The sequence below is a fragment of the Paenibacillus algorifonticola genome, from assembly GCF_000971975.1.
Classification (GTDB): Bacteria; Bacillota; Bacilli; order Paenibacillales; family Paenibacillaceae; genus Pristimantibacillus; species Pristimantibacillus algorifonticola.
Genome location: NZ_LAQO01000015.1, coordinates 1 through 19,309 on the forward strand (window position 1 = coordinate 1; position 19,309 = coordinate 19,309).

Below are 19,309 nucleotides of genomic sequence, written 5' to 3' on the forward strand. Positions count from 1 at the left end.
TTTTATGCACAAAAGTAGCCGTGATAGAAAATTAGGAAGATTCAGAGAACATTAATGCAACGCTAGTGTGGTGTGGTCCAACATGCTTGAAAATTTTTAGAAAATGTTGATCAGCATCTATATAATCGTGATGAAACAAAGGAAATATATAGCAGAAAGTTCGAAATCCTATTTATTTAATTTGTTTCTTCCATTTTATTTATGCGGAATGTTGTTACGAGAGAAATGAGAATTAGATTATCTGATCTTACTATAATTCTGGTATTTTGTGGTTATATTTAGAGAAACTGCATCAAGATTGAAAAAGGCAGCAGTCTAATACTTTATTTTTCTTTTTGTATGTTGATACTAATTAATGTTCCATATCAGTCTACAACTTATTTCTCAAAAGCTGACGATTTTCAAACTCAAAAACCGCGTCATATCAACAACTCCAGTCTAATACTTTATTTTCTTTGTACACCCTGTTGATTCATTACAATAAAGTGTTGTTCTGAACAATAAAGTTTTGTTTTTTTAAAATTAATACAATAAAGTCTTGTTCTCTTCTAAATAGGAAGTGACGAAACGGAAATTTAAAACCTTAAAATTCATCAAGGGTAGCCCTAAGTCATTTATAGGGCTACCCTTATTTTTATCTTTGCGAGATTGTTAAAATGATAATGGTTTTCTAATGTCACCGTTAAATTGGCTTTATGAAATTCAAATAATTTAAAAGGTAGTGAAATTATATGAATGAGATAGGGTATAGAATAAAATATATTCGTAAGCAGAGCAATCTTAATCAGTCTGAATTTGCAAAAAAAATTGGTATATCCCAAGGTAATCTAAGTGAAATCGAAATGGGAAACAGTAATCCCTCCGCTGAAACACTGATATCAATTAAGCGAAATTATATGGTGAACTTGAATTGGTTACTAATGGGGGATGGTTTTGAAGAAGGAGGGTTATACGCGGATACAAATGAAAAAGTTTTACTTGAAGGGTATAGAGACCTAAAAGAATCTGATAAATTTGAATTAATTGAAATTATGCGTCTAAAAAAGCGATTATAATTGAACTTTTTCCTGATACATTATTTAGTGACAATACTCCGAATCGACTGGGTTAAGTAGCACCAAACCGTATTGATTTAGGTATCAGAAGGGCTCCTGTCTGCATGATAAGAGAGTTAGGGAGAACTATGGTAAACATACCGCATGAAAATTACATGCCGCCAGAAATGCTTTTGACTTAGAGGCTTATTGGTCAGACAATTCTTCAAGGACAACTACATTCCGCAGGAATTGAACTCTGATTGAAACGTTCAAAAAAATATTGAAACGTTTCCAATTTGGTGATATTATAATTTTTATTGAGAGTTTAAGTGGGGGGTTAGATGTCGAGTATTAAAGATGTAGCCATCTTAGCTGGCGTAGCAGTAGGAACCGTGTCCCGTGTCATTAATAAATCAGGTGCTGTAAAACCCGCTACACGCAGAAAAGTTGAAGAAGCCATACAAGAGCTGAATTATGTCCCTAATGAAATTGCCCGAAATTTCAAAATGCGTAAATCCAAGATGGTAGCACTGATGTTACCAAGCATCTGGCACCCATTTTTTTCTGAACTGGCGTATTACATTGAGGATGAGTTGGACCTTGAGGGTTATAAGCTCATGCTCTGTAATAGCGGAGGCAAGCCTGAAAAAGAACTTTATTATTTGGAAATGCTTCAGCAAAACAAAGTGGCTGGTATCGTCGGCATTACTTACAACGATATAGAGAACAATGTGAGCAACGACATTCCGATTGTAAGTATCGACAGGCATTTTAACAAGAAAATTACCTGCGTAACTTCGGATAATTACGAAGGCGGGCGTTTGGCCTTAAGGGAGCTAGTAAAAGCGGGTGCTAGAAAACCGGCATTTATAGGAAGCGTCACTTCAGTTTACAGTGAAACCATGAATCGTAGAGAAGGCTTCATTCAAGAGGCGAAAACAATGGGTGTTGAGTACGTTGTATACGAGAAGCCAGACCCCGTTGAGGATGACGACGCTTATTTTGATGAGTTACTAAAAGAGCATCACGATGTGGACGGCGTTTTTGCCATTACCGATATATTTGCCGCCAAATATATTGAAAGAGCAGGCAGGCAGGGTATTCGGGTCCCAGAAGATGTAAAGGTCATTGGATACGATGGCATCCAGGATCATCCCTATTTCCATCCTTTGTTGTCAACAATCAGACAACCGGTGGAGGAAATGGCACGCATGACCATCAGACTGCTTTATGAGAAGATTGAAGGCAAGGATTTAGAACAGCAAGTGTATCGACTCCCGGTTACTTTTAGGCAAGGCGAAACTACGTGATTATGATTGGTAGGAAAAGCATCAGCTCATGGTCGATTCAACTGTGTGAATTGACCCTCTGGCGTTTTTCTTACCCATAATTGGAAACGTTTCAAATTATGATCAGGCTGAAAAGTATCCGTTTATTCGGTCGGTTTATGATGTCGATTCATCTATAAATCCCTTCGCACAGACTAAATTGGAAACGTTTCAAAACGAAGAATACTTTACTGGAAAGGGTGTACAAGAGTGAATTCAAAAATTAGTAGCCTGGATCTTTCTATGATCAAACCAAATCGAAAGAGATGGAGCCGAGTCAAACGCGACTATGAACTGTATCTGTTCTTACTGCCGATCATTATTCTTTATCTCGTATTCAAGTATTATCCGATGTACGGGGTACAAATTGCTTTTAAGGACTTTTCACCAAGTCAAGGGATATGGGGTAGTGAATGGGTGGGATTTCAGCACTTTATAGATTTTTTCAATTCCTATAACTTCTGGACAATCATTACGAACACGCTTACACTCAGTTTTCTATCCCTGCTGTTTGGCTTCCCGGCTCCCATCATTATCGCAATCATGCTGAATCAGATGCTTGGGAAGACCTATAAGAAATTTGTTCAGACCGTGATTTACGCGCCGCACTTTATCTCTACCGTTGTACTTATCGGTATGCTTAATGTTTTTTTATCTCCGAATAGCGGGATCGTGAATCACATCATCACCTGGTTTGGAGGGGACCCCGTGCTCTTTATGGCCGATGAGGGCTGGTTCCGTCCCTTGTATATCTTATCAGGTATATGGCAGGAGACCGGATTTGCCACGATTATTTATCTTGCTGCCCTTGCGGGAGTCAATCCCGAACTGCATGAAGCTGCAACTATGGATGGAGCGAGCAAAAGGAAGCGTGTATGGCACGTGGACATTCCGAGCATTCTGCCGACGATCGTCATTCTGCTGATTCTCGCACTCGGCAACATAATGAGCATTGGTTTTGAAAAAGCGTTTCTAATGCAGAGCGATCTGAACTACGCCACCTCTAATATTATTCCCACCTACGTGTATGAAATGGGGATTCAGAAGGCTCAATACAGCTTTTCCACGGCGATTGGCCTGTTTAACTCTCTAATCAATATCATCCTAATTTTCACCGTTAACCGGATCGCCAAAAAAGTAACTGAAACTAGCCTGTGGTAAGGAGGAGTTCATTTTGAATCAATTATTGAAGAGAAAGAGCACAGGGGATGCATGGTTTGACTTAGTCAACTACTTCTTGTTAACCATCATCATGCTGCTCGTATTATTTCCGTTGTACTTTGTGCTGATAGCATCATTCAGTGACCCCAATTATATATACTCAGGTGAAGTTTGGTTGTTTCCGAAAGGCTTTACATTAGATGGATACGAACGAATTTTCAATGATTCATCTATATGGATTGGGTATGCCAACTCAATTTTATACGCGACACTTGGAACATTTATTGGAGTCGCCGTGACTGTTTGTGCAGCCTACCCTTTAGCACGCAAAAATCTGGCAGGTAAGTCTGTGATTATGTGGTTTTTGTTGGTTACCATGTTTTTTAGCGGAGGACTGATTCCAACCTATTTGCTGATTAAGGATCTTCACATGCTAAATACAATATGGGCACTCGTGATTCCCGGAGCGGGCGGTGTATTCAATGTTATTATCGTGAGGACTTTTTTTCAGTCGTCCATACCGGATGAAATGTGGGAAGCCGCATCTATTGATGGATGTTCCAACACCAGATTTTTTTGGAGCATCGTTCTGCCTTTGTCCAAATCGATCCTAGCCGTAATGGTGCTGTATCATGTCGTTGGTTTCTGGAATGGTTTTTTTGACTCCTTGATCTACCTTAGCGATGAAAGCAAATACCCGCTGCAATTGGTGCTTCGCAACATTCTTGTTCAGAATCAGGTTAACTCCGGCATGATGATAGATGTTGAATCTTACGCGGCGAAGATGCGCGTCACAGAACTAATCAAATACGGTGTTATTGTTGTATCCAGTCTGCCGCTGTTGATTTTGTATCCATTCCTGCAAAAGTACTTTGTTAAAGGCGTGATGATCGGATCAATCAAGGGGTGATGTGGACGTAATGCTTGAAAGGGGGGATGTACAAGTAGTATTCAGATGAAGCATGTAAGAAAGTGATTTTCAGCATGTTGGATGACAACTAAGGGAGGTTATGTACAATGAAATCTTTATTTAAAAATGTGGGGATTCTTATGTTGGCCGGAGCGTTTGTGGTTAGTGGATGTTCGGGAAACAGTAACGGATCAAAGAATCAGGCAGAAAATACGGATCTAGAAGCCAATTTCAATAAAACCGGTCTTCCGATTGTTCAAGAAGCAGTATCGTTGAGAATGGTGTCCCCGAAAGCTGCCTTGGCTCCGAAATACTCGGAGATGGAAATTTTCAAGCGGCTGGAAGAGCAAACAAACGTAAAGATAGAATGGGAAAACATCCCTGATACTGATTTTGCTGAAAAGAAAAATTTGTTATTGGCAAGCGGAGATCTGCCGGATGCATTTTACGGAGCTGGATTCACCGATTACGAGCTGATCAATTACGGTAAAGACGGAACCATTATTCCACTGGAGGATTTGATTGATCAATATGCGCCAAATTTGAAAGCGCTTCTTGATCGCCGACCCGACATCAAATCATCGATTACAGCACCGGATGGACATATTTATGGGCTGCCATCATTCGAAGAGAATAACCTTGGAACCAACCCCTTTTTCCATGTCATCAATAAAAAATGGCTAGATAAGCTGGGTCTGGAAGTTCCACAAACACTGGATGAATATACGGAAGCTCTGCTTGCCTTTAAAACAAAGGATCCAAACGGTAATGGTAAGAAAGATGAAATCCCGTTGAGTTTCATGCATATGCAGTGGTGCATGGATATTGCAGGAATTTTTGGAGCATTTGGTCTTCCTGATAATATGGAGCATCGAGTAGTCAGAGATGGAAAAGTTATTTTTACTGCTACTCAGCCTGAATTTAAGGAAGCCTTGAATTACTTCCATGAAAAATGGTATAAGCAGGGACTGATTGACCCCGAGTCTTTCACGCAAGATGCGGCACAGTATCTGGCAAAAGGAAAAACGACAGATGAGTCGCTTGGATCTTATATCTGGTGGGAAATTGAAGAGGTTGTCGGAACTGAACGCGGTAAGGATTATGTTCTACTATCCCCGCTGAAAGGACCAAATGGAGATCAAACAATCGGACGCGGAAATGGCGGTGGTCCGGGGCGCGGAGCCTTTGTGATTACAAAAGAGAACAGTAATCCGGAAATCACGATGCGTTGGATTGATGAACAGTATGAACCATACATGGCAGCTCAAATTCATTGGGGTCCACTAGATATTGTATACAAGAAAGACGAGAATGGGAAATTGGTAAACCTGCCGCTTCCTGAGGGAGCTTCTGCAGGTGAATTCCGTCAAAAAGTTGCTCCAGGCGCAGGCGGACCTGGCGTCATTACCATACAGGACTTGGGGAAAGTTGTTGATCTGGAACCACGAGCTCAACAGCGTGTTGAAGATTTAAAGCAATATTACGATCCATACATGGAAAAGGAAAACTATCCGAGTATTTTCTTTGAACCAGACGAACTGGACAAAATCAACAAGATCGAGCCTGAATTGATTAAGTATGTAAATACCCAAAGGGGAAAATTCATTGTTAATGGCGGCGCGGATGAGCAGTGGGAAAGCTATGTGAAAACACTGGAAAAGATGGGCCTAAACGAATTAATGGAGATTTATCAAAACGGACTGGATCGCTATAATGCAAATCTAAAAACAAATAAATAGATGATAGGTGGAGAGATACTGTGCTTGATGTTATTACTATTGGAGAAGCATTGATTGACTTTACTCCAGCAGGCCATACAACTGGGGGGAACGAGCAGTTTGAATGCAATCCAGGAGGTGCTCCGGCTAACGTAGCCGTTGCGCTATCCCGTTTAGGAGCCAGAACTGCATTGATAAGCAAGGTCGGGGAGGATCAATTCGGCTCCCTGCTGCACAACACACTGCTAAGTAGTGGTGTTGATGTGTCTGAAGTTTCATTCACAAATGAAGCGAGTACAACGCTTGCCTTTGTCCATCTGGATGATAAGGGAGACAGATCGTTCAGCTTCTTCCGAAAGCCGGGAGCAGATACCTTCTTACACTCGAAGGATGTCCCGCTCGATCGGATTGAAACCTGCCAAGCTCTGCATTTTGGCTCATTGTCCATGACCCATGAACCGGCCCGTACCGCAACCAGGACGGCAGTTCTCAGAGCCAAGGAAGCAGGAGTGTTGCTCTCGTTCGATCCGAATATCCGGTTTGCTTTATGGGAGAGCAAGGAGGAAGCAAAACATAATATCCTTTGGGGGATGAAGTACGCCGATATCTTGAAAATATCGGAAGAAGAGCTCTTTTTTATAACTGGGACTAGCGATATGGAACAGGGCTCGCTAGAGTTGCAACAACAATTCGGTATCGTGTTGGTCGTCGTCACTTTAGCGGAACAAGGCTGTTATTACCGTTTGGCTGGTCAGGATGGATATGTGTCTGGATTTCAGGTGAATGCCATCGACACAACAGGAGCTGGCGATGCTTTTCTGGGCTGCTTGTTATATAAGATCCTGGAAGGCGGAAGTTCATTGAAAGATCTGACCAAGCAGCAAATCATTAGCATGCTGACTTTTGCTAATGCCGGCGGCGCGTTAGTAACAACACGAAAGGGGGCTCTTGGATCCATGCCGACGACAGATGAGATTAATCAGATGATAGAGTCCAGCAAACCGTACAATGATGATCGTTTCAGACCGGGATTTCATTTTTCACCACCCTCCAATTGGGCGAATGATCCAAACGGATTAGTCTATTATGAGGGAAGCTATCATTTATTCTATCAATATCATCCTTACAGTAATAAATGGGGGCCGATGCATTGGGGCCATGCTATAAGTGAAGACCTGGTTCACTGGGAGCACGCACCTGTTGCTCTATTCCCGGATGAGCATGGAGCGATATTTTCTGGCTGCTGTGTAGTGGATTGGAATAATAGCAGCGGCTTATTTAAAGATTCCCATGGACTCGTTGCAATCTTTACGCATGCGGATATCCATCCGGAGACGAGACAGCCACGCCAGCGTCAGAGCCTAGCTTACAGCAGTGATAAAGGCCAAACCTGGCACAAGTATGACGGGAATCCAGTGCTTGTCGAGGATAATTTGATAGACTTCCGTGACCCGAAGGTGTTCTGGCATGCGCAAAGTGAGCGGTGGATTATGACTATTGTTGCGGGAGACCACGCCCGGTTCTATGCATCCGATAATTTGCGTGAATGGTCACTGACGGGTGAATTCGGCAGAGAAGAAGGCTCACATGATGGTGTTTGGGAATGCCCGGATCTGTTTGAGTTGCCGGTGGATGACACCGGGCGTTCCAAATGGGTACTGATCATAAGCATCGGAGACAATCCCAATTGTCCAGAAGGTTCGCGTACACAATATTTTGTTGGAGAGTTCGACGGAAATACCTTCATTAATGATAATCCGGCTGATCATATCATGTGGCTGGATTATGGCAGAGACAACTATGCAGGAGTTACCTGGTCAGATATCCCTGAGCAGGACGGACGCCGTGTGGTCATTGGTTGGATGAGCAACTGGAAGTATGCCAATGAGACGCCTACCGGTTCCTGGAGAGGCGCAATGACCCTGCCGCGCACCTTGTCACTCACCAGCAAGGATGGCAGTATAGTGCTGATCCAAATGCCTGTCAGGGAAATCGGGCAGCTACGCAAAGAATCCATGAGCTGGAATGATATCACAGTTACGCCAGTGACCTCTTTTATGCAGAAGTCGAATAATGATCTGCTAGAGATTGAAGCGGAGATGGATGTCCGGTTAGGGGACGAAGTGCGTTTCCATCTGAAATCCTCTGGACAGAGCGAGATTGTTATCGGGTACGACTCTGCTATGGAGTGGCTGTTCACCGACCGTTCGAAATCAGGTGAGACCAATTTCCACCCGGCGTTTGCATGCCAGCACGGAGCCAGCCTGGCTGCGGTAAATGGACAGCTGAAGTTGCATATCTGGTTGGACCGCAATGCGGTAGAAGTGTACGCGGATAATGGTTTGGTTGTGCTGACCGATCAGATTTTCCCTGATGCACCGATAGAGAATATTGAGGTAAGCGCAAAATCAGGACAGGTTGTCCTCAAATCGCTTCAAATCCATTCGCTTAAATCTATTCATGCTTCAGATGAAAGCACAGAGGTGATATTAGGGAGGAATGATGTATGAGCAATACAACGGATAACCGGGGATTAATTATGCATTGGGCGTTTGATGAAGGAACCGGGGCAAGCACTTTGGAGAGCGTATCGAAATCCATAAATAATATCCAGTACGTATTTAACCAAGCGGAGTTTACCGAACCATCTACTCCGCCGTGGAGACACGGGGTTAAAGGAAGCGGGCTCCTGTTCGATGGCTACTCATCATACATTGCCCATTGCGTTCATAGGGAAGAGCGTAATGGCGAACCGGAATACCTCTCGGCTCTCAGTATCGGAGTATGGGTTGCCCCGCGAACCCATGAATGGGGTCATGAAGGCAAGCTGGCTGCCATCGTGAACCGCCACAATAGGGATAGCAGACAGGGGTATCTACTTGGCATGTTCCGCCACGGGTCATGGTCCTTTCAAGTAGGGCTGGAAGGTGGAGAGTGGAAGGAAATCTGGTCGCCGGATGGCTACGAATTGCCAAAGAATGAATGGTCCTACGTGAGCGCTGTGTTCAATGGGCACGAGGGTGAAATCAAGCTGTATTTGAATGGCAGAGAAATCGCTTCGGAAGCTTTACCTCGCGATTCGCGTATAACTGAGGCAGTAGGCACAGATTTATTCATCGCTAAAAATAATCATAGTAGCAAGCTGGCAAGAGTATTCAGCCTTCATATGTTTAGCGGCATTATTGATGAACTTAAAATCTACAGCCGGGTACTGAGTGCGGAAGAGGTGGCCACTTCTTATCAAGAAGTGCTGGATTTAGAACATGGAGGCGTCCATCCACAATTACAATATGATGATATCAAGCTGGATCGTACCCTTTTGCTAACAGATCGGCACAGACCACAGTATCATGTTAGCCCGCCGGCTCATTGGATGAACGAACCTCACGCACCGATCTACTTTGAGGGGCAATACCACTTGTTCTATCAACATAATCCTCAAGGGCCCTACTTTCATCATATTCATTGGGGACATTGGGTGAGTGAGGATATGGTGCATTGGCGTGATCTACCTATTGCTCTAGCGCCTGAGAAGGATCAGCTTGCACCGGACGGAATATGGTCTGGGAGCGCGACTTATGATGCTGATAGCCTTCCTGTCTTGTTTTTTACAGCAGGTAATGATAGTGCCTCACCAAATCAAAGCGTCGCGCTTGCTAGAAGCACCTACTCCGAAGACAAAGATATTGATTTGGTCCGATGGGTCAAACATCCCGAGCCGCTTATTGTACAAAAAAATGGAATGGGGGTATTCGGAGATTTCCGTGACCCGTTTGTATGGAAGGATGAGGACGGCTGGTATGCCCTGGTTGGTTCGGGTTCCGGAATTGAAGGGGAGGGCGGAGCAGCGCTGGCATTTGTATCAGAAGATATGTTGAATTGGACATACAAAGGATCTTTCTATCAAGCAGATATTCGTAAATTCCCTTATCTTGGTCCTATATGGGAATTGCCTGTCCTTCTCCCTCTTGGAACTGACAAGCAGGGAGATTACAAGCATCTTCTGCTGGTCAGCCCTGTTGGAGCAGGGGCAGATGTAGAGGTCTTCTACTGGATCGGACAGCTGGACAAAGACAATCTATCGTTCAAACCCGATCAAGAGGAACCTCAATTAATTGATGTCGGCGATTTCCATTTTACAGGTCCAAGTGGAATGGTTGATCCTGTGACGGGCAGAAAAATTATTTTTACTATTGCTCAAGGTGACCGTACATCTGAATTGGAGTATCAATCGGGCTGGGCCCATAACGGCGGCCTGCCGATAAGTGTGTATTTGAGAGAGGATGGGCGCTTGGGTATCGAGCCGATTGAGGAGCTTCAATCGCTGCGCGACAAGAAGAGGCTATCGCTCAGGGACAAGTCATTAAGTGAAGCAAATAGCCTTCTCAAGGATGTTCAAGGAGACATGCTTGAGATTCAATTAGAGCTGGAGCCTGGTAGTGCCAAACAACTTGGAATCAAAATCCGGCGATCGCCGGATGGAGAGGAAGAAACGCTGCTGTATTATGACATAAATGAATCCATGCTCTTCGCTGACCGGACCAAAACGACACTGCATTCCGGTGAGAAATGTAAAGGAGTACAAGGAGGTAAGCTGGAGCTGTCAGGGGAGAATCTTAAGCTGCATATTTATCTGGACCGCTCTATGGTTGAAACTTACGCCAACGGCTTGAAAAGTCTGACGACCCGGGTATATCCGAGCCGTAAGGATGCCTTGGGTCTTGAACTCTGGGGAGATGGCGAACCGCTGGTAAAATCGATGGAAATATGGAATATGCATTCTATATGGTAATGTGAGCGCCTTGGCGCTCCTTACCCTATAAATGCGGGCAATACTCAAGCAAAAAAACCTTGTTGGAAGCGTTTTATTTTACAATTTAATAACATAGGAGGCTTATTCGTGATAGACAAACAAAGAAGCAAATCATGGATCTCCAATTTGATTATAGGGGTTTTGTTTCTTCAGCTAGTGACTCCGGGGATTACAGCTTCAGCCGCAGCAGAAACAGATACTTCTGCTCCAATGGCGGATATGGGATCGTCTGTTACAGATGCGGTCAATCAGAGTCCAAGTAGTAGTTTGAGAACATCTGTCACGGATAATGTCTACCAAATACAGAACCCAGGGTTTGAAACTGGTGACATGTCAGGCTGGACAGTTATCAGAGGTCAAGCCTTCGGTCAGAACAGCGTATCGGACGAGGGTACTTGGTGGTCGGAACAAATTCCTTATAACCAAGAGGGGAATTATCATTTAAACGGCTGGAAATATAATGAGGCTGAGACAGGAGTGCTCCGTTCTAGCACTTTCGAGCTGGGAGGCAGCGGTTGGATCAGCTTTAAGCTTGGCGCTGCAAAAAATCCTGACAAGGCATATGTAAATATCGTGGAAGCAGATACGGGCCAAGTGATTGCCAGGTATGGCAATAGCGTATTCGCTGACGTAGGCTTTCCGAATCCCGCTCAGGGTATGCGGCTTGCCAATATGGAGCAGTATAAGGCAAATCTATCCGATTATTTAGGCAAGAAGCTGTACATAGAGATTGTAGATAATGCAACCTCAGACTGGGGATTGATTTTTGCAGATGCATTCTTTATGTATCATGAATCCGAGCCTGCCGAGGGCATCATTGCCAAGGATATCAAGCCAGATTTCACGCGCTACCGGATAGACAATCCAAGCTTTGAAACTGGGGATTTGACCGGATGGACCGTTGTAGAAGGCGAAGCATTCGGGCCAAACAGCGTTTCCGATGAAACTACCTGGTGGGATGAACAAATCCCGTACAACCAGGAAGGCGCTTATCATTTAAATGGCTGGAAGTATCCCGAAGCTGCAACTGGCGTGCTTCGTTCCAGTACCTTTGAATTGGGGGGAACTGGATGGATTACTTTCAGACTAGGCGGCGGCAAGCATATGGATCAAGTATATGTGAGCGTCATCGAAGCGGACACTGGCGAATTGATTGCCAGGTACGGAAATACAGAGTTTAACGAGTCGGGTTTCCCAGAACCGGCACAGGGCTTGAGACTTGCGAATATGGAGCAATATAAAGCCGATCTCTCCAAGCATATCGGAAAAAAACTGTATCTTGAAGTCGTTGATCATGCAGCTTCGGATTGGGGAGTGATCTTTGCGGATGCCTTCAACACCTTCAATGAACTCGTACCAGAAGATGGAATCATGGTGGATAACATTATCCCGACCGAAATCGCAAACCGCAGTTTTGAAAACGGAAACTTCGAGGGCTGGACGATTGATGGTGATGCTTTTCAAGTGACTGATGAAGCCGGGGCTGGCAAAGAAGGCAGCTTTTTTGCCAAGTCTATCTTGGAAGAAGTCGGCTCTATAATCTCCAGTACCTTCATGCTTCAGGGAACCGGAACGATTACCTTCACCGTTTTAGGCATCGACAATCCAGAAGATGCTTACGTCGCGCTATATGATGCCAGCACTAATGCGCTACTTGAGAAGACCGGGGATGTCAGTGCGAATGAGAAGATTTCCTGGAAAATGCAGAAACACTACAATAAGAAGTTTTATATCAAGGTTGTCGATCAATCCAGTCAAGCCCGTATTTCCGTGGATGCTTTTCAAGCCAATAATACGGGCACTATTTTTTACATGAATCTTGATGAAGGCGCAGGAAAAAAGGCGCTTGAGGAAGTAAGCGGTCTAGAGCATGATGTGAACTATGTATTTAACAACGCCAGATATATGGACTCCAAAGATCCAAGATGGACTCCGCGCGGAGTAAAAGGCGGCGCATTGCTGTTTGACGGCTACTCGAATGATATTGAGGCCAATGCTAAGGATACCATTCCAGTAGGCGATGCGTTAACGATTGAAGCCTGGGTTGCTCCACGCAGCTATGAATGGGGAGACGGCAACAAGCTGTCTACAATTGTAAATCAGTCCGACCAGGATAAGGCGGAAGGCTTCGCGCTTGGCATGTACCGGCACGGCACATGGTCGATGCAGGTGGGAATTGGCGGCCAGTGGATTCAGGTATGGGTTAAAGATCACCCGCTTGAAAAATACAGGTGGAATTATATAGCTGCCACCTTCGACAAAGAAACCGGAATGATTAAGCTCTATCTGAACGGTCAGGAAGTAGCTTCTCAAGCAACCTCTGTCAACATTCCGATCACACCTTCTACGGAAAACCTGATTATCGGAAAAAATAACAGACCTGCAGAGTTTGCAGGATTATTCTCCTACAATATGTTCAGCGGACTTATCGATGAAGTGAAGCTGCAGAACAAAGCGCTCACGGGTCAAGAGATCCTTGCCGAGTATGAAAATGTGAAGACGCTTCACGGCGGATCGATTCCGGAAATTCCAAATGGTGATATTGACGAGGATCCCAGTGTGTTCGACGGTGATCAGCACCGTCCGCAGTACCATGCGATGCCTCCGCAAAACTGGATGAATGAAGCGCATGCACCGATTTATTATAAAGGCAAGTATCATTTATTTTATCAGCATAACCCGCAAGGTCCATACTGGCATCAAATCCACTGGGGACATTGGGTGAGCGACGATATGGTGCATTGGGAAAATGTGAGACCTGCTCTTGCGCCTGAAGCGGGTACCCTTGACCCGGATGGTGCATGGTCAGGCAGTGCAGCATATGACCGCGATGGCAATCCTGTTCTGTTTTACACCGCTGGTAATGACTCGCTGTCTCCGAACCAAAGAACAGGGATAGCAACTCCGGCTGATTTATCGGACGCTAATTTAGAAAAATGGGATAAATATCCTGAACCGGTTACAGAACAAAATGGAAACGGTATTCACAATGAATTCAGGGACCCGTTTGTATGGTATGACCAAGAGACGGATAAGTGGTATCAGTTAGTAACATCCGGTCTTCAAGACTTCAGCAGCGGCACAGCTTTGGTGTATGTATCCGACGATATGTACAACTGGGAGTATAAGGGGCCTTTATATGTCAGTGACAGAAGCCTATATCCGGAGCTTGGGACGGTGTGGGAACTGCCGGTACTACTACCGTTAGGAAAGGATAGCAAGGGCAAGCAAAAGCATATCTTCATGGTCAATCCTCATGAAAAGCCGGAGCATGTTCCTCCGGCAAACGATGTGCAAAGAGATGTTGAAGTGTTTTACTGGATTGGCACCTGGGACCGGGATAACTTTAAATTTATACCCGATCAGGAGGCGCCTTCCAAAATGGATGTGGGTGACGGTTATTTAACCGCAGAGAGCGGTATGGTTACCCCAGACGGAAGAACGGTTGTTTTTTCCATGGTGCAGAATGTAAGAACACCGCAGGCTGAATATCAAGCTGGATGGGCCCATAATTTGGCACTGCCGGTTTCACTAAGCCTGGATGAGCATGATGAATTACGCATTGAGCCGATTCAAGAATTACAGGGGCTACGAGATGCTAAATTGGTTGATTTTGCAGACAAAAATTTGCAGGCTGCCAATCAATTGATCCAAAATGTCAAAGGTGACATGCTGGAAATTGTAATGGAGATAGATCCGGGCGAAGCTCAAAAATTCGGTCTTAAGGTACGGCGATCCGATAATGGCCAAGAAGAAACAATGATTTACTATGACAAGATGAACGGGACCTTCAATGTAGATCGGACCAAGAGCAGCATTGATCCAGATGTTCGTGTGGATGGCATCCAAGGCGGATATGTGGATCTGAACGGAGAGAACCTGAAGTTGCATATCTTCCTGGATCGCTCAGTTATCGAAGCTTTTGCCAATTACAAGAAAAAATTGACCACACGCGTCTATGTAGGAAGATACGATTCCTTGGGCTTACAGGTATGGGCCGACAAAGATATTACGGTCAAGTCGATGGAAGTATGGAATATGAATGCTTTGACGGGTGAACAAGCAGTTCCGGTCGATGTACCTGATAACTGGGACAATTCCGTGTACACCGATACTACGGAGCTACCTAACCATGATTTTGCTACAGGGGACTTAACAGGCTGGATTGCAGAAGGAGACGCCTTCCATGATGTGCATGTGACCGATGCCAAGTTTTTCTGGGAGACGATCTACTTCAATCCGTCGCAAAAAATTCCGGGCGGCTATCATCTGTGGGGCTTCAATGAGGAAGCCGGCGGTGACAGCTTAACGGGAACGCTAAAATCACAGAATTTCGTTCTTGGCGGGAATGGCAAGATCAACTTCCTGGTCAGCGGCGGGCGTGATATGGATAAGCTGTATGTTGCGTTGGTTCGAGTCTCGGACGGCAAAGAACTGTTTAAAGAGACTGCTACAAATTATGAGGAGTACCAACGTAAGATTTGGGATGCGTCGCAATATATCGGCCAGAAGCTTTACATCAAGGTAGTTGACCAATCCACAGGCGGTTTCGGACATATTAATGTCGATGATTTCAATGTACCGATTAAGGTGGAGAATCCGGTTAATCCAAACCCTCCTCCAAGTCAGCCTGTAATTTCTGTAAACAAGCCGGAGAGTCAGAGTAGCTTGTCATTCGAGATGGCGAAGGGAGAGCGGCAGGTGCTGTTTCCAGTCACCATTCCGGCAAATGACGGCAAAAATGCTTTAAAGATTAAAAGCACAGATGTGGAAATTGAAATTCCCTCAGACGTATTAAAGGAATTACAGGCGTTGGTCACGGACAGCGAGCTTGAACATGCAAAAATCTCTTTTGGAATAGAACCTTTGTCTTCCGAGCAGATCAAGGAACTACTTGCACGGGCAGTACAGAAAAACCACGCAGACATCTCTGCAACCGGGGAGATTTATGAATTTAAATTATCTATCGTGAAGGCCGACGGTACCGCGCTTACGCTTAATAAATTCTCTACATTCGTCACAATCAGGATGAGTGCAAAGGCGAATTCGCGCCAGCACCTGACAGGCATTTATTCCATCGCCGATGAAGGGAAGCTGGAGTATAGGGGCGGAAGCTATTCAAGGGATAAATGGACTTCAAAAGTGAATCATTTCAGTAAATTTGGCGTCCTTATCTATGACAAGTCATTTGAAGATGTTGATGCATCGTATTGGGCCCATGAGGTGATTCAAAAGATGGCTGCCAAACAAATTGTCTTTGGTGTAAGCGATACGGCATTTGCACCAAAACAAAACGTGACACGGGCTGAGTTTGCTTCCTTGATCACTCGTGCACTCGGAATAACACTGGCTCACTCAGTCATATTCAAGGATGTGGAACCAACGAAATGGTACGCTGCTTCTATAGCTGCAACATATGAAGCGGGAATTGTCACCGGAAGAAGCATAAACACCTTTGCACCGGAGCAAAGCATAAGCCGTGAAGAAATGGCGGCTATGCTTTACAAAGCATATCTATTCCATACAAAACAGAGCAACGCCGTTAATCGCTTGAGTAATTTTAAGGATGCCGGTACAATCAGCAGTTGGGCTGCAAATTCTGTTGCTGTCCTACAGGAGCTTGGATTAATCAGCGGCCGCGGGAACCAATTATTTATGCCGCATGAAAAAGTAAGCCGTGCAGAAAGTGCACAAGCCACATCACTGTTGCTTGAAAAAGTCAATCAATAACTGCTAAAGGAAATCAGTGGGGCATTAATAACCAGTGTTTATATGCCGCAACCGTATATTGGTATCAGGAGCGGGATACAAGAGATGCTTATATGCCGGTTTCGTTGAATGAACGCTTAGCCACTTAGAGGAGGGTTATATATGAAGGAATTTTTTTATCGTCCAGATAATGCTTGGGTAGGAGACGTTATTCCCTATTATGAAGATGGAGAGTTTAAGCTATTCTATCTGCATGGGTGGAGAGACAACCACAAGGAAGGCCTTGATCATGGCTGGCATTTGCTTGGAACGAAAGATTTCGTGCATTACAGAGAAGATGGAGCTTGCAAGATTGAAGGTGGGACCGGCCATATTCTAAAAGTTGACGATGTCTATCATATGTTCTACTGTATCTTTCCTGAAGGAAAGCAGTTTGCTTGTCATGCCGTCAGCAAGGATTTAAAAACATGGGAGCCCATTCCTGAAGATACTTTTGGTCCGGATGGCGAGATTTATGAGCTGGCAGACTGGCGTGATCCCTTTGTTTTCTGGAATGAAGAAGAAGGTCAATACTGGATGTTAATTGCTGCTCTGGCCAAAGGACCGACAAACCGAAAAGGCTGTACGGGTCTACTCTCTTCCAAAGATCTCAAGCATTGGGAGTACCGCGAGCCGTTGTATGCTCCGAACCTGCATGTAGGCGCGCATGAGTGCCCGGACTTGTTCCGTATCGGAGATTGGTGGTATTTGATCTATTCTTCTTATACGGGGCGTTTCGGGACCTTTTATCGGATGAGTCAATCTTTAAATGGCCCTTGGATAACTCCAGAAGAAGAGGCTTTTGATGGACGCGCTTATTATGCGGCCAAGTCGGCGTCCGATGGTCAGAAACGTTATTTGTTCGGCTGGAATCCAACAAAAAATGACGATCTGTTCGGTTGGAACCCGCCAAAAGCTTCAGGCAAAGATTATGACACTTGGGATTGGGGGGGGAATATGATTGTGCACGAAATTATTCAGCGTCCGGATGGAACGCTTGGCGTCAACGTACCCGAAACGGTTGACTCAGCCTTTACCAAACAGTTAACTGTGAATTTTGAGGGAATCACTGGAGATTGGTCGATCACGGACGATGCACTACTCTGCGTATCTCCTTATAACTTTGCCGGTTGTATCACAAAGGAGGAACTCCCCGATTTGTGCAAGATTTCTGCAGCAGTTCGTTTCTCGGAGTCGATCCAGGGTCTCGGGTTCATGGTTCGGGCAGGCGAAAGTCTGGATTTTGCCTATTACATCACGCTTGAGCCCCAACGTAGCCGAATTACCTTCCGCGGGCCAATTATGCAATCTGAAGAAGGGGGCAAAACCTTCCCCTATGAGGTAGAACTGGAACGTCCGTTCAAGCTGCTGCCGGAACATGAATATGAGCTAAAGGTATTTATTGATGGCACGATTTGCGAAATTTATGTTGGCGGAGAAGTAGCAATGAGTGCCAGAATGTACGACATTCAACATGGAAAGCTGGCCATGTTCGTCAGCCAGGGCACAGCGGAATTTAACCGGGTTAAGATTGAAACTCCCCAGAATGATAAAATACACGCCAAGGAGGAAAGCTGATTCGAATAGGCTTTCTGATTCAAGCGAGAGGCTGTCCGTATCTAATAACGGGCAGCCTCCGGTTTTGTACACCTGCACTCATATAATTTACCTCTTAAGCCCATCCCTTTATAGCCTTGATCCCTAACGCCAGAGCCCCGCATAAGCCCGCATTGTTACCTAGGCTAGGAGGTACAATATAAGTATCCAATGACTCCAGAATTGCTGGCGTTGCAACATAGCCGTTCAGAGCCTGACGGACTTCTCTGCGGATCAGTGGAAACAGTTGTTTCTGGTGCATCACGCCTCCGCCCAGGATCACACGCTTCGGAGACAGCAAAAGAATCACGCCCGCAATGGCTTGGCCCAAATAATAAGCTTCCATTTCCCATGCCTGATGCTCCGTTGGCAACATAGTACCCTTGACGCCCCAGCGCTTCTCGATTGCCGGTCCAGCCGCCAATCCTTCCAGGCAGTCGCCATGATATGGACATAGGCCTTCGAAGCGATCCTCTGGATGCCGCCGAGTCAGGACATGACCGCCTTCGGGATGAACAAGTCCGTGGATCAGCCTGCCTTCTGCATATACGCCCACTCCAACACCTGTCCCGATTGTATAGTAGACGCAGTTGTCCAACCCCTGGGCCGCGCCCCATTGGACTTCACCAAGGGCGGCAGCATTCACATCCGTATCGAACCCAATCGGCACTGGAAAATGCTGTTTCATAACCCCCACGAAGTCAAAACCTCCCCAGCCCGGCTTGGGTGTAGTGGTCACATGCCCGTACAAGGGGCTGGATAGATCCATATTAATCGGCCCGAATGACCCGATACCAATAGCCTGCACCCCTTTATCTTTAAAATAATCAACCGCCTGTTGCAATGTCTTATCCGGAGTCTCCGTCTTAAAGCTGATCCGGTCCAGAATTTCACCTTCCTCATTGCCTACTCCACATATGAATTTTGTTCCTCCTGCTTCCATTGCTCCAATAATCATGTTACGTCTCCTTTGTTAGGAAAGGATGGACTTTCCGGTA

General features: G+C 45.2%; 10 protein-coding genes. 9 read left to right on the forward strand and 1 reads right to left on the reverse strand.

Going from position 1 to position 19,309, the window contains the following annotated elements; translation table 11 throughout:
* Nucleotides 1-731: 731 nt before the first annotated feature.
* The 9 genes from WH37_RS19425 (at nt 732) to WH37_RS19465 (ending at nt 18,293) form a co-directional block, all read left to right on the forward strand.
* On the forward strand, nt 732-1,055 hold the full coding sequence (locus WH37_RS19425; RefSeq protein ID WP_046232297.1) for a helix-turn-helix domain-containing protein: 324 nt from the start codon (nt 732-734) through the stop codon (nt 1,053-1,055).
* A gap of 323 nt (nt 1,056-1,378) precedes the next feature.
* Nucleotides 1,379-2,347: a LacI family DNA-binding transcriptional regulator gene (locus tag WH37_RS19430; protein WP_046232298.1), complete on the forward strand. Its 969-nt coding sequence runs from the start codon at nt 1,379-1,381 to the stop codon at nt 2,345-2,347.
* Nucleotides 2,348-2,608: 261 nt separating this feature from the next.
* Nucleotides 2,609-3,526, forward strand: coding sequence for an ABC transporter permease (locus WH37_RS19435; RefSeq protein ID WP_414812029.1), 918 nt, complete (start codon nt 2,609-2,611; stop codon nt 3,524-3,526).
* Nucleotides 3,527-3,539: 13 nt separating this feature from the next.
* Nucleotides 3,540-4,436, forward strand: coding sequence for a carbohydrate ABC transporter permease (locus WH37_RS19440; protein ID WP_046232300.1), 897 nt, complete (start codon nt 3,540-3,542; stop codon nt 4,434-4,436).
* A 107-nt stretch (nt 4,437-4,543) separates the two neighbouring features.
* Nucleotides 4,544-6,175, forward strand: coding sequence for an ABC transporter substrate-binding protein (locus tag WH37_RS19445; protein WP_046232301.1), 1,632 nt, complete (start codon nt 4,544-4,546; stop codon nt 6,173-6,175).
* A 20-nt stretch (nt 6,176-6,195) separates the two neighbouring features.
* The gene (locus WH37_RS19450) at nt 6,196-8,664 is read left to right on the forward strand and encodes a PfkB family carbohydrate kinase (RefSeq protein WP_046232302.1); all 2,469 of its coding nucleotides are present in this window, start codon (nt 6,196-6,198) and stop codon (nt 8,662-8,664) included.
* On the forward strand, nt 8,661-10,946 hold the full coding sequence (locus WH37_RS19455) for a GH32 C-terminal domain-containing protein (RefSeq protein ID WP_046232303.1): 2,286 nt from the start codon (nt 8,661-8,663) through the stop codon (nt 10,944-10,946). Before WH37_RS19450 ends, WH37_RS19455 begins: the two co-directional genes overlap by 4 nt.
* Before the next feature lie 108 nt (nt 10,947-11,054).
* Complete coding sequence (locus tag WH37_RS36555) at nt 11,055-16,697, forward strand: S-layer homology domain-containing protein (RefSeq protein WP_082110908.1); 5,643 nt, start codon at nt 11,055-11,057, stop codon at nt 16,695-16,697.
* A 141-nt stretch (nt 16,698-16,838) separates the two neighbouring features.
* Entirely contained in the window at nt 16,839-18,293 is a 1,455-nt protein-coding gene (locus WH37_RS19465) for a glycoside hydrolase family 32 protein (protein ID WP_046232304.1), read from the forward strand.
* A 94-nt stretch (nt 18,294-18,387) separates the two neighbouring features.
* Here the strand turns inward: WH37_RS19465 and WH37_RS19470 are convergent, their stop codons facing one another.
* On the reverse strand, nt 18,388-19,269 hold the full coding sequence (locus tag WH37_RS19470; protein WP_046232305.1) for an ROK family protein: 882 nt from the start codon (nt 19,267-19,269) through the stop codon (nt 18,388-18,390).
* Between the last annotated feature and the right edge of the window lie 40 nt (nt 19,270-19,309).